A 13,855-nucleotide genomic window follows, 5' to 3' on the forward strand; every position below is an offset into this window, starting at 1 on the left:
GCTGTGGCATCATCGTAAACGTCACCCCGCTGGAACCCGAGTGGGAAGGGCACGTTACCCTGGAGTTCTCCAACACCACTAATCTGCCGGCTAAAATCTACGCCAACGAAGGCATCGCCCAAATGCTTTTTTTTGAGTCTGACGAAATCTGTGAGACCAGTTACAAAGACCGTGGCGGAAAATATTTCGGCCAAACCGGCGTGACCCTCCCAAGAACATGAACGCCAACCAGTTTTTAAAAGCCGTTTCACAGTTGCAGGGATGGCGTGAGTGCGCCTTTCTGTTGGCCCTTGCCGAGCGCTCATTTCCCAATTATGCATTGTTTGCAGAAGCCGTTGACCTGAAAACGGGCGGTAAAATGCACCAAATACTCGAGCAGGCCTGGGGAATGCTTCAGGAAGAGGAGGCCGAAACGGTTATTCCACCGCTGCTAGTGAAGCTTGAAGGTCTGTCACCTGATGTAGAAGCCTACGACGCCTATGGCGTATACCCGGCCTTTGACTTTTGCCAGCTTCTGGAGCAGGCCCTGCTAAATCGCTTGAACCCCTCCAGGCACCGGGCCACAGAAGCGTCACAGTTGGCCACCGGCACAGTCATGAGTTTTGTTGAGTTGTCAGAAGGTGAGGGCATGGACGAAGATGAGCTGGTTCGTTTGCTGGATTCCCACCCCCTGATGAAAGACGACAAAGCTTTTCAGCGTAATTTGGTGTTAGCTCTCAAGCGCCAGCGAACGCCAATAGAAGAGTTCATCACAGAGCTTCGGGAAAGCGCCGCAAATGACGGCGTAAGCAACCTCGGTATCTCGTTGGCGGATTGACCGTACCTTGGTGAAAGTCACCAAGCCTGCATGAAAACCTTTAAATGTTCAGCACTGATTGGATGGATGCAACCCCCATGAAACTTTCCACATTTGGTCGTAAATTCACCGCCGATGCCGGCATAACCTCGTTGATGGATGACCTGGGCAACGCCATGGCGTCGGGCGACGATATGATTATGATGGGGGGTGGAAACCCGGGGCACATTCCCGAGATTCAGGCGCGAGTTCAGGAAATTCTCGGTGATATGAGCCGGAGTGAGAGTGATGTTCGCCGGCTGGTTGGTGTTTACGATCCCCCCCAGGGCGAAAAGCAGTTTATTGCATCGCTGGCAGAATTGCTCAACCGTGAATACGACTGGGGCCTGAAACCTGAAAATATCGCGCTGACCAACGGCAGTCAGGCGGCATTCTTCATGCTGTTTAACATGTTTGGCGGCGATTACGGCGAAGGCCAGCGTAAGCACATATTGTTGCCTCTGGCGCCGGAATATATCGGCTATGCTGATGCCGGCATTGAGCCGGACCTGTTTCGCGCCGTTCAGCCAGACATTTCGTTTACCGATGCTCACGAATTCAAATACCGTGTCGATTTTAACGCGGTAGAAGTCACGGGCGAAACCGGGGCCATTTGCGTATCCCGGCCCACCAATCCCACCGGCAACGTGGTGACCGATGAAGAAATGGCCCGGTTGGAAGACATGGCTCGCCAGCACAACGTACCGTTGATCGTTGATGGTGCATACGGTACGCCCTTCCCGAGCTTGTTATTTGTGGATGCAGAGCCAACCTGGAATGAGCAGATTATTCTTTGCCTGAGCTTGTCCAAGCTAGGTTTGCCGGCTGCTCGCACAGGTATTGTGATTGCGGCGGAGCCGGTGATCAAAGCACTGTCTGGTATCAACGCCATTATGAATCTGGCTACAGGAAGCTTCGGTGCCATGCTTGCCGAGCCTTTGGTTCGTTCCGGAGAAATCTTATCTTTAAGTAGAGATGTGGTCTGCCCGTTTTATAAACGGAAAATGCAGCGTGCTGTTGCGGCCTTCAGTGAGGCGATGGGCGAGGATAGCTGTCGGTGGTATGTGCACAAGCCGGAAGGCGCCATGTTCTTGTGGCTGTGGTTTCCGGATTTGCCTATTACCAGCCTGGAGCTTTATCAGCGATTAAAAGCCCGTGGCGTGCTGGTGGTATCCGGCCACTACTTTTTCCCGGGGTTGCCGGATGACGATTGGCGGCATCGCCACGAGTGCCTGCGCGTGACCTATTCGCAGGACGACGAGCGGGTGGCGCAAGGGCTGCGAATCATTGCAGATGAGGTTAAGGCAGTGTGGGCCGAGGTAGAACTGGAGGGTTAACCTCCCAGTTCTATATTTTTGAGCTTCAGCTCGTACTCGCTGCCGTCTGGTTCAACCTGTAGCAAGCGCACCAGTACATATTTATTGTCCGGATCAAACCACATATAGGTTTGCCGCTCGGAGTTTTCGCGAACCTTTTCGGCTTTTAGTTGAGAGGACTGACTGCCATCAGCGCCGGTAGTGTTGTCACTCACAACGGCAAAGCGGTCGCTATCAATGCTGCCCTTGTCCAGCACCTGATATTCCATATCCCGTTTGCCGTTCATGATGTCCTGGTGCAGCTGCACCTGAAAACCGAGCGGGTCCAGCACGCCTTCTTCCAGTTCCACCTCGAATGGTTTGCCTTTGTACTTGCCTGTGGCTACCTTCGCTTGCCAGTCAAAATCGATGGACTGTTTTCTATCCTTGATGAGAAAGCCGGATAGCCGATACCGGTACCTGAGTGGCACCACCTGGCCGTCTTCCCATTTAAGAATCAGGGACTCGTCAAGGTCTGCAATAAAGGACTTAACCTCAGTGCGATATAACCATACATTATTGCCCTGGGAGGTGAGGATACGCTTGGCGCTACCATTCAGGGAGATTCCCTTTTCCATGGAGGCGCCATAGCTGACCTCAAAAGGGAAGAGGTTTGCCACGGGTTCTTTTGCCTGCACGGCACTGCTTAGTAGCAGTGCCAGCATGCACAGAAGGCCGACTATGGTGATTTGGCCTTTCTTTAAAGTGGGCGTAATCAGTTGAGCTGGAAACATTTCGTTGACCTCAAAGCCTTCATGTTTGTTGAAAGTTTAGCGGGTCAGCGGGTGTCTCGGGGTGACAGTCTGTTAAGGTCTGCCTCAGTTGTCTGGCAGGCGCATTGGGTTTTCCAGGGCCTGGCCATCGAACAGAACCTGATCCCGGCCCAGCTGAATCCGGCCTTCACAGAACCAGCGCACCACAATCGGATACAGCAGGTGTTCTTTCGTTTGAACCTTGTCTGCGAGGGTGTCGCTGGAGTCTTCCTGCGCCACAGCTACTTCGGCCTGAGCAATCACCGGACCGCCATCAAGTTCTTCGGTGACGAAGTGTATGGAAACCCCATGGGTGCGGTCGCCGGCTTCCAGAGCTCGCTGGTGAGTATTCAGGCCGGTATATTTTGGCAGTAGTGAAGGGTGCACGTTCAGCAGCTTACCACGGAACGCCCGTACAAAATCGGTCGTCAGAATTCGCATGAATCCGGCAAGCACGATGAGATCGGGATTGTGGCGCAGAATGTGAGCCATGAGCGCCGCGTCGAATTCCTCGCGTGAGCCAAACTCTTTATGGTTAACGGTAAAGGTTTCAATGTTGGCCTGGGCTGCTCGTTCAAGCACGAAGGCTTTGGGCTGGTTGCAGCCCACAGCAATCACCTGGCCCGGGAAGTCCCGGTCGCGGCTGGCATCCATTAAAGCCTGAAAGTTGGTTCCACTGCCGGAGGCCAGTACCAGAATTTTGGGTAGGGTTGGTTGGTCTGCCTTCATTCTGTCAATAGCCCCGGCGCATAGCGCACCATTGCGTCTTTCTCGATATCTTCTGCGCGTTCTATCACGCCCAGTTGCCAGGCTTTCTCGCCCAGAACTTTCAGGGCATCCAGCGCAAGCTCTTTCTGGCTTTGCGGAACGCAAATAACCATGCCTATGCCGCAGTTAAAGGTGCGGTACATTTCTTCGCTGGCCACGCCGCCGGCGTCCTTTAGCCACTGGAACACGGGGGGCAGCTCCCAGCTTGCGGTGTCGACGGCTGCAATCATGCCCTTTGGTAGAACCCTGGGGATGTTTTCTGGTAAGCCACCACCGGTAATATGGGAAAGGGCGCTGATATCCACCTGGCGGATCAGTTGCAACAGGTTTTTAACATAAATCCGGGTTGGCGCCATTAAGGCATTTGCCAGAGTGGTGTCACCGATGGGCTGGTTAATATCGGCATTGCTGACTTCGAGAATTTTCCGGATCAGTGAATAGCCGTTGGAGTGGGGGCCAGAGGATTCCAGAGCCAGAATGGCATCGCCCGCCCTGACATTGCTGCCGTCAATGATTTCACTGCGTTCGGCTACGCCCACGCAAAAACCGGCAAGATCGTAGTCTTCGCCTTCATACATGCCCGGCATTTCTGCCGTTTCGCCACCTACCAGCGCACAGCCGGCCTGCTCGCAGCCCTGGCCAATGCCGGCAACCACGTTTGCGGCGATCTCTATGTTGAGCTTGCCGGTGGCGTAATAATCGAGGAAGAACAGAGGTTCGGCGCCGCCAACGATGAGGTCGTTAACGCACATGGCGACCAGGTCAATGCCAATGGTGTCGTGCTTATCAAGTTGCATTGCCAGTCTTAGCTTGGTGCCCACGCCGTCAGTGCCAGATACCATAACCGGCTCTTTATACCCGGCCGGAATGGCGACCATGGCACCAAACCCGCCAAGCCCTCCTAAAACCTCGGGGCGCCGAGTGCGTGCGGCGGTTTCCTTGATGCGACTAACAAGTTCATTACCGGCGTCAATGTCAACGCCCGCATCGCGGTAGGTCAGGGAGGGTTTCTGTTCGCTCATGGTGTGCTTAACCGTTTGGCCAGTGGGTCAGGCGGCGGATTTTAACAGGTGCGGTGTAGGGCTCCAAGTGCAATTGCCGCCAGGTGCCCTGATTGGCGTGCCGGGACGCACCTGGGGCGGGCAAGATTGCATTTCAGAAACACCGGCCGGCTACTCAGTCTCCGGGGCATGGTGTATCCTAGGCGCCATTAATGCGAACTGCAGGGTATTTCATGCCAATATCAGACCAAAACCCGGTTTTCAAGCCGCTGCCGGCCTTATGGCTTGCTCTTTTTTTTATGCTCATGCTCACCATGGTGCCCGCTCCAGCGGCCGCTGTAACGGTATCCGGCCTCTACACTGTTGATGTTCCGGTATCCGGGTCCGGGCAAAATGCTTTGGCACAGGGTTACGCCGATGGCCTGGCCCGGGTGTTTGTGCGGATTTCAGGTACCCGCGATGTGCTTGCGCTGGATGGCGTACAGGCTGTGCTGGCAGACGCTGAATCGCTGCTGCTGTCTTATCAGGTGCTGCGTGGAGATGACGGCGAAAGCCGGCTGAGTATGGCGTTTGGTGCCGTGGGCGTGAACCGGGCGCTAGCCTCGATTGATGCGCCAGTTTGGGGCGCTAACCGCCCTCTCACCCTGGCCTGGGTGGCGGTAGAAGATCGGGGGGTTCGTCGGCTGGTTACAGGAGATGGTGGAGCCGGTACTGTCTGGTCTTCAGCATTTGCCCGTGCGGCCAGCGAGCGAGGGCTTCCTGTGGTTCTGCCAACAGCTGAATTCAGTAGTGATAGGGAGTTGCTGTCAGATATATGGGGGCAGTTTACCGGGCGTGTTCGCAAAGCATCAGACGGCCTGAAACACGACGTTCTGGCCTTGGTCCGGGTGAGCCGTTCAGGGGGCAAATGGCGCGCCGGTTGGGTTTTTGAGGGTGCAAATCTCAACAGCAGCGAAGAATCGGTGAGTGCCGACACACGAGAAGCCTTGGCCGAGGCATTGGTGAACCGCTGGGCGGAGCTGTACGCTGGCCGTTACGCCGTTGCTGCGGGTGAGGTTGGAGATTTGCCCCAAATTGATATTGTGTTGCGCGGTGTCACCTCTATTTCCGGTTACGGTAAGGCCAGTCAGGTTCTTGAGGGTTTAACGCCAGTGGTAAATGTTGGGGCTTCCCGGGTTAAGGGCGATCAGCTAACCCTGAGGGTGGCATTTTCTGGCGAACTGGATCAACTCAAGCGGTATATTGCTTTGGACTCCCGCTTTGTGCCTGTTGAAGGCGAAACGCAAGAGGCGGCACCAGATTCTGCAAAAACGCCGACCACGCCTGCAGGTACGGAGTTGGGGCAGACTGATTCGGACGAGCCGAAGACTGACCCTGAGGGCGGTGCAGGAGAGGTGAGTGTCAACGCCCCTGAACAGGACGGGTTTTCCTATCAACCCTCCCCAGTGGATGAACAGGAAGCAGAGCAGGCATTCGAATCGCTTTATCAGGTTCTCTATTATCGCTGGCAACCCGCGCCGGTTATCGACAAAGATGGCGGCAAGTAAGCTGCCGGTGGAGGCAGGTCTGTGAAATCACACGCTTGGCGCTGGATTCCCAATGCTTTGACGTTTGTGCGTATTTTGCTGATTGCTCCGTTTGCCAGGGCCCTGCTGGTGCAGGAGTACCGTCTCGCTCTGCTGGTTTTTGTTGTTGCTTCGGTTACCGATGCCCTTGATGGCTTTCTCGCACGATATTTCAACTGGCGGTCTCGTTTTGGCGCTGTGGCCGACCCATTGGCAGATAAAGCGTTGCTGGTTACCGCTTACCTGGTGCTGACATATACATCGGTGTTGCCGGTTTGGCTGTTTGCCCTGGTGCTCGGGCGGGATCTCACGATTGTGAGTGGCGCGCTCGTTTACCACTATTGTATTGGCCGTTTTGATATGGAGCCCAGCGTGCCTGGCAAGTTGAACACCCTGATTCAGGTAACCGTGATTTTAGGAGTCATTGTTATTCTGGCAGGGTTACCGGTACAGCCGGGGTGGCTCGATGCGGGAGTTTGGCTTGTGGCTGTTTCGACGGTGTTTAGCGGTATTCATTATATTGTCATCTGGAGTGTAAAGGCGTGGAGGTCCAGGCAGTCGTGAGCGCTTCTCAAATGGTTCTTGGCGTACGGCTTCGGGACGATGCACGTTTTGATAATTTTCACGGTGCTCGTAACCGGGATGCGGCTCTGCGCATTTTGTCGGTATTCAAGCAGCCTGCTGGGCTGCCGGTAGTGGTAGTGTGTGGTGACTCGGATACCGGGAAAAGTCATCTGCTTCAGGCAGCCTGTCATCATGCGGAAGCGCAGGGTAAAACCGCTGTTTGCATCAGTATTGCCGAGCTGGAGCCCTTTGGGCCGGAAGCGCTGGCCGGCCTGGAGACCATGGATATTGTCGCGCTGGATGATTTAGATCGAGTGGCCGGAAAAGAGGATTGGGAAGAAGCCGTTTTTCACCTGTATAACCGATTGCACGATGGCGGCCATATGCTGGTAGTCAGTCTTTCAGAAACGGCTGGTTCCTTGCCTTTTGTGCTACCAGATTTGGTTTCGAGGTTGCATCACGGGTTTACGGTGCAACTTGGGATTTACCGCGATAATGACCGGTTGAAAATTCTTATGGCGCGCGCTGAGCAGCGTGGGCTGACCATGACAGATGAGGTTGCCGGTTTTATTATGCGACGGGCACCAAGGCGTCTTGGCGACCTGCTGAGTATCCTCGACACCCTTGATGAAAACTCTTTGCGTGCCCAGCGGCGTCTAACCATTCCCTTTGTGAAAACGGTAATGCGGTGGTAGTTATAAGCCTGACCAACAAAATAAAGGCGCAGTATTCAAACGATAAGGCACTGGATAAAGTGCCAGATGGAGAAATGACATGAGACGGGTAGTATTTAACCAAAAAGGTGGAGTAGGGAAGTCCAGTATTACCTGCAATCTCGCCGCGATCAGTGCAGCTCGGGGTAAGCGGACGCTTGTGGTTGATCTCGACCCTCAGGGAAACTCAACTCATTACCTTCTGGGTAAGCCCGCGGGTGAGCTCGAAGATACGGTTGCAGACATGCTGGAGCAAACCGTGGCGTTCAAGGTATTCAACCGGCGCCCCGATGAGTTTGTGCACGCGTCACCGTTCAAAAACCTCTCTGTATTGCCTTCCAGTCCTGAGTTGGATTTTCTTGAGCGCAAGCTGGAGGCAAAGCACAAGATTTATAAATTGCGGGAAGCCCTTAAAAAGCTGGGCGAATCCTTCGATGAAATCTACATTGATACGGCCCCGGCGTTAAACTTTTATACCCGTTCGGCACTCATTGCCGCCCAGCGGTGTCTGATTCCCTTTGATTGTGACGATTTTTCTCGCCAGGCGCTTTATAATATCCTCAACGAAATTCGTGATTTGCAGGAAGATCACAATGAGGATCTGGTGGTTGAAGGTATTGTTGCCAATCAGTTCCAGCCCCGTGCCAGCCTGCCCAAAAAACTGGTAAAAGAGTTAATTGCTGAAGGCTTGCCGGTATTGCCTGTGCGCTTGTCTGGCTCAGTAAAGATGAAAGAGTCGCACCAATGCCGGCAACCGCTTATTCACATGGCTCCGAAGCATGCCCTGACACGGCAATTTGAAGATCTGTTCAAGGTGTTGCATGGGGAATCAGTAGAGCTGGAACCATTGGCAGAGTGAGGTGGGAGTTTTATGGCGGATTCTTATGGGGTTGTAGCGCAGGTTGCTGATAGTCTTTTGAGTATCGAGGCGGAAATGCGCCGGCTCGATCTATGGCAGAGCAAGCGCCCTCATGAAAGCGCGTTTCAGAGCACAGAGCCATTTTGCCTGGACACGCTGAGTTTCAGCCAGTGGATTCAGTTTGTGTTTATAGAGCGCATGAAACAGATTATCGAGAACGGGCATGCCTTGCCGGTAAGTTCAGGTATTGCCCCTATGGCGGAGGAGTGCTTTCGTGACCGCCCGGAGTCACGGCAACGTTTGATCCGCGAGCTTAAAGTGGTTGATCAGCTGCTGTCAGGCAACTGATTTTCTGTTGATCGGGGTATCCGCCCGGGTCAGTCCAGGCGCATGGAGAGATCCACCGCCCTGACGTCTTTGGTCAGGGCCCCGATTGAAATATAGTCGACACCGGTTTCTGCAATAGGAACCAGGGTATGTGTGTTGATGCCCCCGGATGCTTCCAATTTTGCCCGTCCTTTGTTCATGGCGACTGCAGCATGCAGGTCATCCATGGAAAACTCATCCAGCATAATGATATCGGCGCTGGCGTTCAGGGCTTGTTCCAGCTCTGCCAGGCTTTCGGTTTCCACTTCTACCGGCTTGCCCGGCGCAATTCGCTGAGCCTCATTAACCGCATTTGCAATAGACCCGCAGGCTGAAATGTGATTTTCCTTGATAAGAAACGCATCCCACAGGCCGGTTCTGTGGTTGTCACAACCGCCACAGGTTACAGCGTATTTTTGAGCCAGCCGCAACCCCGGCAGGGTTTTTCGGGTGTCCAGCAGGCGCACGTTGGTGTGAGCGACGCGCGCCGCAAAGCCCGCGCAGTTTGTCGCAACTCCGGACAGGGTTTGTAGCCAATTGAGTGCGGAGCGTTCGGCGGTCAGCAGGCTTCTGGCCGTTCCTTTCATGCGAAATAAAACCTGGTTGGCAGACACGGATTCGCCATCCTGAACCAGCCACTCCAGTGACACAGAGTTATCCACCTGACGAAACACCTCGTTCACCCATTCACGCCCCGCGATTGTCGCCTGCTCCCGTGTAATAACGTGGCCTGTGACTTGTTTTTCCGCCGGAATGAGTCGAGCCGTTATATCGCCATCGCCAATATCCTCGCGCAGGCTCAATGCGACTGTTTCAATTCTTGACTGGCGTAGGCGTTCAGTGAAATTCATGATCGTATATCCGCTCGCGTCTGGGGCCAAAAGGGGTCGGAAATATTCCGGATCACAATTCTATAGCCCGTTAGCGTTTTCGCCAAATCAGACAGGAATTGTGATGTGGGTCCGGTCTACACAAAAGGTGACAAATTCTGACACAAGGTGACGCAAACAACTCGTATGATGTGTAATCAGAGTAGTTTTAAACCTATGGCCGTGCGCACGCTGGCTGGTCAGGAGTCGATGAATGAAACAAGATAACAAGGTTGTCAGTTTTTCCGGACAGAAATCGTTTTCCCGGTTTAATCTGCCGCCGGCCCTTGTTCGTTTGCGTGACACCTCTGGCCAGGCCCTGAAGGGCGTTTTGGGGCGTTTTTTTGAGCGAGCTGATGATGCCCTGTTTGAGTTGGCTGACCGCGCCGGCTCCAACAAAGACCAGACCGTCTATTTTGATGCCATGCGCGAGCTGCGACTGCGACGTAAAGCTATGGCGGTTTCAGTACTGCAGTATGTCAGTCAGGCCTTTAACGATATTGGAAAATTCCGCCCGCGACACTCCAGCGGATCGCTGGATCAAGTAGATCAGGACTCCCTCAGCCTGGTAGAGCATTCCGACCTGGAGCAGCAGGTTGCTGTTGATAACTTAATCAACAAGCTGCGCAATAGTCACCAAAACCCCATTCAGCTTTTATCGATGCGAGTGAACCACCTGGTTCCTGGCATTCAGTTGGCCGACAGCCAAATGCCTCTCAGCCCGGAAGTGATTTGCGGTGGCGTGGCAGAGGCCTGTGCCGAGCTGGATATCGATATTCGCGCAAAGCTGGTTGTGCTGAAACTGTTCGACCGTCTGCTGTCAGATACTCTTGGCGACTTTTATCAGGATGCCAACCGAACGCTCATTGCTGAAGGGATTTTGCCAGACGTTAAGCGGCCACACGCCCGTTCACCGGATCGTACCTCCGGCGCCAGGTCTGTCACTTCGGCACCTGTTTCATCCAGTTCTGCGGGATATGAGGCGGTGGAGGCAGGGGAAGCACACAGCGCCCAGAGTTTTGGGTACGATCAGGTTCAAGGTGGAATCTCTTATGCAACGTTTTCCGAGTTGAGCGCGCTTTTGCACCAAAACGGCAGTGCTCATGGGGCAAGTGAGAAGGCTGCTAGTAGTGAAGCCTATCTCGACACCAATCATTTGATGGCCCGTCTTGGTGAAGCCCAGACTTCATTTGGCGGGCAGGAAGGCGGTGAAATAGCCTCATTGGATCAGCAACTTCAGTCTGTGCTTCAGGCGGCCAATGGTCAGAGAGCTAATATTGCCCAGGTAGATAGCGACGTTATTAACCTGGTGTCTATGCTGTTCGATTTCATTCTCGAAGACCGGCAGTTGCACCCAGTCATGAAGGCTCTCATCGGGCGCTTGCAAATTCCGGTATTGAAAGTGGCTTTGAGCGATAAAACCTTTTTTAATCGCGGCGGCCACCCGGTTCGTAAATTGCTGAACGAACTTGCCCTTTCCGCTATTGGCTGGACTGAAAAGCGTCCTGGCCAGCGTGATCCTTTACGCGAGAAAATTGGAACCGTCGTGGACCGGGTGTTACATGAGTTTACCGACAATGTGTCGCTTTTCGATGAGCTCCTGAAAGACTATTGCCATTTTACCGATCTGGATCGTCGCCGTGGGGAATTGGTGGAACAACGCCTTCGGGATGCGGAGGAGGGCAGAGCGCGCCAGGAGAGGGCGAGCCAGGCTGCAGAGTCTTTGGTTGAAAATTCAACAGCCGAGCGTGATGTGCCGAGGCCTGTACTCGACATGCTCAACGAAGCCTGGACAAAGTATTTACAATGGGTGTTGTTGCGAGAAGGTGAAGATGGGGAGCGCTGGGCAGACGCGAGTGAGCTGACAGAACATATTGTGTGGAGTGTCGATCCGCAGCCGGTTGAAGACACAACCCGAAGCGAGTTGCTGCGGGCGATCCCTGCTATTGTTGATGATTTTCGCCGGGCCCTTCAGGAAATATCCTGGGACCCGTTTGCCACAGATACTGCCGTCCGCGACCTGGAACTGGCACACGTTGACGTTTTTCAGCGCCTGGCCACAGCATCTTCCCAGCCTGCACCTTTGGTGGTTGCTAAGGTTCCGGTAACCGGGACCCCATCCGGACCAGACATTCCTGAGCCGGTTTTTTTGCAGCAGGAAACCAGGGTAGCTGAGCCTCACGAGGCTGAGAAAGTGCCACCTGTGCTGTCAGATCAGGCGAATGAAACACCACCCACAGACAGTGCTGAAGTGGTTTCCCAGCATTGGCTGGATCAGGCTGACAATCTTCGCGTTGGCGCCTGGATTGAACTCACTCGCGACGGAACCAGGTTACGTTGCAAGTTGGCTGCATTTATCCGGGCGACGGGTAAGTATATCTTTGTGAATCGCAGTGGTGCGAAGGTTGTCGAATATCGTCGACAGGAACTGGCAGCCACAATGGCAAGTGGTGCAATCAGTATGCTCGACGACGGGCTTATTTTTGACAGGGCCCTGGAATCTATCATCGACAACCTTCGTAGCAGCCGCAAGGATTGATTCTTGGTAACAGGGCTTACTTTGTGATTCAATCAAGACATAACGTAATGCTCTGATAATTATGGATTCATCTTGCCTCATTCAGCTTCTGATCACTCCGGCGAAACCGCTCACGGCGAAAATATAAAAGTCCTCCGCGAAACGGGGCGCCTGCAAACTGCCCGATGGTGTCCTTCACCCAACTATGGGCCCAGGCCGCAAGGCTCGCTCATAAGTCTTCTTGTGGTGCACAATATCAGCCTTCCCCCCGGCCAGTTTGGTGGTCACTATATTGAGCAGTTTTTCACCAACTGCCTGAACCCTTCGGAACACCCGTATTTTCCAACCATTGCCGATATGCGCGTCTCGGCCCATGCCTTGATTCTTCGGGACGGCACCCTGGTGCAGTTCGTCAGTTTTCTGGAAAGAGCCTGGCACGCGGGGCGTTCCTGCTTTCGGGGTATGGATGAGTGTAACGATTTCTCTATCGGAATTGAGCTTGAGGGGGCGGATGATATTCCTTACACACCGGAACAATATCGCTCGTTGGCCAACGTAGCCGCGATCATTTGTTCGGCCTGGCCAGCCGTAACCAGCGACAGAATTACCGGCCACTGCGATATTGCCCCGGGGCGCAAGACAGATCCCGGGCCAGCCTTTGACTGGCCTGGCTTTCGGGCATCGTTGATGGCAGTTCAGCGTGGCATGCATGATGCTCAACCGCCTCGAAAAGGAGCTGAATGAATGACTTTGGTGGTCTTTCTTATTGCCTATGTAGTGCGACGGCGACTTGACAGCCTGAACGCCGTTTCTACTGACGAGCTTTGGCGACGGTGGTTTCACCAGGGCAGTGTGGTAAAGGCCGGCCGGGAGGCAAACATTCTTGGCGGTCTGACTCTTGTGGCAGTGCCTGCTCTGCTGGCGGCGCTGTGTGTCTATTTGCTGGAATTATATGGCTGGCGAGTTCCAGCCTACCCTCTGGAAATACTGGTGCTTGTGCTGATGATGGGCACGCCCGGGTGGCGACAATCGCTTGAGCCTTATGCCAACGCCTGGCAAAAAGGAGATATGCAAGCGGCCTGGCACCATATACAAGGGCGCCTCCCCGCCAGTGAGCGGGGCGCAGCCGTATTACCTGAAGCAATGCATCTTTCCTTGTCTCGAGCTTTGATACTGGCGGTATTTCAGCGCTTTTTCCTGATTGCATTCTGGTACGTAATAGGTGGTATCGGCCTGGCAATACTTGTACGCGGGCTGGTGGCTCTGGCAGAGCAATGGCCCCAGGCGGCTGCAAGACCAAAGTACGTTAAGGTTTGTGAGTGGGTTAACTGGATACCGGTAAGGCTGCTTTCAGTGACCTTCGGGATTGCCGGTGACCTGTCCGGGTGGCTGGGAGAAGCAAGATCAGCGATTGCAGGCCTGAAGAAAGAAACACCCGAGGTGCTCATGATTTCTGCCAATGGGTCGTTAACCGGGTATGCACTTGATCCGGCCCGGTTTTCCCGGGTCCATCCGGATGAATGGACCGATTTTGGAGGGCGTAGCCTGAGTGCAGTAAGAGACTTGCTTAACCGAAGCATGCTGGTGTGGATATGCCTGTTGGCGTTGCTGGTTATTGCGGGCATTGTTTGAGGCGCCAAATAATAAATAGCGCTTAAGTTTTTGAACGTTCGGGCGATAATAAAAAGAG

15 protein-coding genes are annotated in these 13,855 nt (G+C 54.0%); 11 read left to right on the forward strand and 4 right to left on the reverse strand.

Going from position 1 to position 13,855, the window contains the following annotated elements; translation table 11 throughout:
- The 3 genes from ACTHYN_RS09090 to ACTHYN_RS09100 form a co-directional block, all read left to right on the forward strand.
- A partial coding sequence (locus ACTHYN_RS09090) for a dCTP deaminase (protein ID WP_441812134.1) occupies window positions 1-221 on the forward strand: 221 nt, incomplete at its 5' end.
- Window positions 218-817, forward strand: a complete 600-nt coding sequence (locus tag ACTHYN_RS09095) for a YjaG family protein (protein ID WP_441812135.1) — start codon at window positions 218-220, stop codon at window positions 815-817. The genes ACTHYN_RS09090 and ACTHYN_RS09095, both read left to right, overlap by 4 nt.
- 77 nt (window positions 818-894) lie before the next feature.
- Window positions 895-2,172: a valine--pyruvate transaminase gene (locus ACTHYN_RS09100; RefSeq protein ID WP_441812136.1), complete on the forward strand. Its 1,278-nt coding sequence runs from the start codon at window positions 895-897 to the stop codon at window positions 2,170-2,172.
- On the opposite strand, the gene ACTHYN_RS09105 is transcribed toward ACTHYN_RS09100, so the two are convergent.
- The 3 genes from ACTHYN_RS09105 to purM form a co-directional block, all read right to left on the reverse strand.
- On the reverse strand, window positions 2,169-2,924 hold the full coding sequence (locus ACTHYN_RS09105; protein ID WP_441812137.1) for a DUF3108 domain-containing protein: 756 nt from the start codon (window positions 2,922-2,924) through the stop codon (window positions 2,169-2,171). The two genes, ACTHYN_RS09100 and ACTHYN_RS09105, sit on opposite strands and share 4 nt — an antisense overlap.
- 84 nt (window positions 2,925-3,008) lie before the next feature.
- Window positions 3,009-3,671 (reverse strand): phosphoribosylglycinamide formyltransferase, encoded by a 663-nt coding sequence (gene purN, locus ACTHYN_RS09110; RefSeq protein ID WP_441812138.1) that lies wholly within the window; start codon window positions 3,669-3,671, stop codon window positions 3,009-3,011.
- On the reverse strand, window positions 3,668-4,732 hold the full coding sequence (gene purM, locus ACTHYN_RS09115) for a phosphoribosylformylglycinamidine cyclo-ligase (protein ID WP_441812139.1): 1,065 nt from the start codon (window positions 4,730-4,732) through the stop codon (window positions 3,668-3,670). Before purM ends, purN begins: the two co-directional genes overlap by 4 nt.
- 212 nt (window positions 4,733-4,944) lie before the next feature.
- Here purM and ACTHYN_RS09120 point away from each other — a divergent pair, with 212 nt between their 5' ends.
- The 5 genes from ACTHYN_RS09120 to ACTHYN_RS09140 all read left to right on the forward strand — a co-directional run bounded on the left by ACTHYN_RS09120 (window position 4,945) and on the right by ACTHYN_RS09140 (window position 8,760).
- The gene (locus tag ACTHYN_RS09120; protein WP_441812140.1) at window positions 4,945-6,258 is read left to right on the forward strand and encodes a DUF2066 domain-containing protein; all 1,314 of its coding nucleotides are present in this window, start codon (window positions 4,945-4,947) and stop codon (window positions 6,256-6,258) included.
- Between the two features lie 21 nt (window positions 6,259-6,279).
- Window positions 6,280-6,840 carry a CDP-alcohol phosphatidyltransferase family protein gene (locus ACTHYN_RS09125; RefSeq protein ID WP_441812141.1) on the forward strand — a complete coding sequence of 187 codons (561 nt, stop codon included), beginning with the start codon at window positions 6,280-6,282 and terminating at the stop codon, window positions 6,838-6,840.
- Window positions 6,837-7,535, forward strand: a complete 699-nt coding sequence (gene hda / locus ACTHYN_RS09130; protein ID WP_441812142.1) for a DnaA regulatory inactivator Hda — start codon at window positions 6,837-6,839, stop codon at window positions 7,533-7,535. Before ACTHYN_RS09125 ends, hda begins: the two co-directional genes overlap by 4 nt.
- A gap of 79 nt (window positions 7,536-7,614) precedes the next feature.
- Window positions 7,615-8,412, forward strand: coding sequence for a ParA family protein (locus ACTHYN_RS09135; protein ID WP_441812143.1), 798 nt, complete (start codon window positions 7,615-7,617; stop codon window positions 8,410-8,412).
- Between the two features lie 12 nt (window positions 8,413-8,424).
- Entirely contained in the window at window positions 8,425-8,760 is a 336-nt protein-coding gene (locus ACTHYN_RS09140) for a YqcC family protein (RefSeq protein ID WP_441812144.1), read from the forward strand.
- A 29-nt stretch (window positions 8,761-8,789) separates the two neighbouring features.
- Here ACTHYN_RS09140 and nadC read toward each other — a convergent pair whose 3' ends face one another.
- Window positions 8,790-9,629, reverse strand: coding sequence for a carboxylating nicotinate-nucleotide diphosphorylase (gene nadC / locus ACTHYN_RS09145; RefSeq protein WP_441812145.1), 840 nt, complete (start codon window positions 9,627-9,629; stop codon window positions 8,790-8,792).
- A 232-nt stretch (window positions 9,630-9,861) separates the two neighbouring features.
- Between nadC and ACTHYN_RS09150 the strand changes: the two genes are divergently transcribed.
- The 3 genes from ACTHYN_RS09150 (at window position 9,862) to ampE (ending at window position 13,797) form a co-directional block, all read left to right on the forward strand.
- On the forward strand, window positions 9,862-12,186 hold the full coding sequence (locus tag ACTHYN_RS09150; RefSeq protein ID WP_441812146.1) for a DUF1631 domain-containing protein: 2,325 nt from the start codon (window positions 9,862-9,864) through the stop codon (window positions 12,184-12,186).
- Between the two features lie 72 nt (window positions 12,187-12,258).
- A complete protein-coding gene (gene ampD / locus ACTHYN_RS09155; RefSeq protein WP_441812147.1) occupies window positions 12,259-12,909 on the forward strand; it encodes a 1,6-anhydro-N-acetylmuramyl-L-alanine amidase AmpD in 651 nt (216 codons plus the stop codon).
- Entirely contained in the window at window positions 12,910-13,797 is an 888-nt protein-coding gene (gene ampE / locus ACTHYN_RS09160; protein WP_441812148.1) for a regulatory signaling modulator protein AmpE, read from the forward strand.
- Window positions 13,798-13,855: the final 58 nt, after the last annotated feature.

The organism is Marinobacter sp. (assembly GCF_052091845.1).
GTDB lineage: Bacteria > Pseudomonadota > Gammaproteobacteria > Pseudomonadales > Oleiphilaceae > Marinobacter.

Coding starts and splice junctions, on each gene's coding strand:
- ACTHYN_RS09100 (WP_441812136.1), top strand. CDS start 895: ATGAAACTTTCCACATTTGGTCGTAAATTCACCGCCGATGCCGGCATA.
- ACTHYN_RS09140 (WP_441812144.1), top strand. CDS start 8,425: ATGGCGGATTCTTATGGGGTTGTAGCGCAGGTTGCTGATAGTCTTTTG.
- purM (WP_441812139.1), bottom strand. CDS start 4,732: ATGAGCGAACAGAAACCCTCCCTGACCTACCGCGATGCGGGCGTTGAC.
- purN (WP_441812138.1), bottom strand. CDS start 3,671: ATGAAGGCAGACCAACCAACCCTACCCAAAATTCTGGTACTGGCCTCC.
- ACTHYN_RS09120 (WP_441812140.1), top strand. CDS start 4,945: ATGCCAATATCAGACCAAAACCCGGTTTTCAAGCCGCTGCCGGCCTTA.
- nadC (WP_441812145.1), bottom strand. CDS start 9,629: ATGAATTTCACTGAACGCCTACGCCAGTCAAGAATTGAAACAGTCGCA.
- ampE (WP_441812148.1), top strand. CDS start 12,910: ATGACTTTGGTGGTCTTTCTTATTGCCTATGTAGTGCGACGGCGACTT.
- ACTHYN_RS09135 (WP_441812143.1), top strand. CDS start 7,615: ATGAGACGGGTAGTATTTAACCAAAAAGGTGGAGTAGGGAAGTCCAGT.
- ACTHYN_RS09105 (WP_441812137.1), bottom strand. CDS start 2,924: ATGTTTCCAGCTCAACTGATTACGCCCACTTTAAAGAAAGGCCAAATC.
- ACTHYN_RS09095 (WP_441812135.1), top strand. CDS start 218: ATGAACGCCAACCAGTTTTTAAAAGCCGTTTCACAGTTGCAGGGATGG.
- ACTHYN_RS09150 (WP_441812146.1), top strand. CDS start 9,862: ATGAAACAAGATAACAAGGTTGTCAGTTTTTCCGGACAGAAATCGTTT.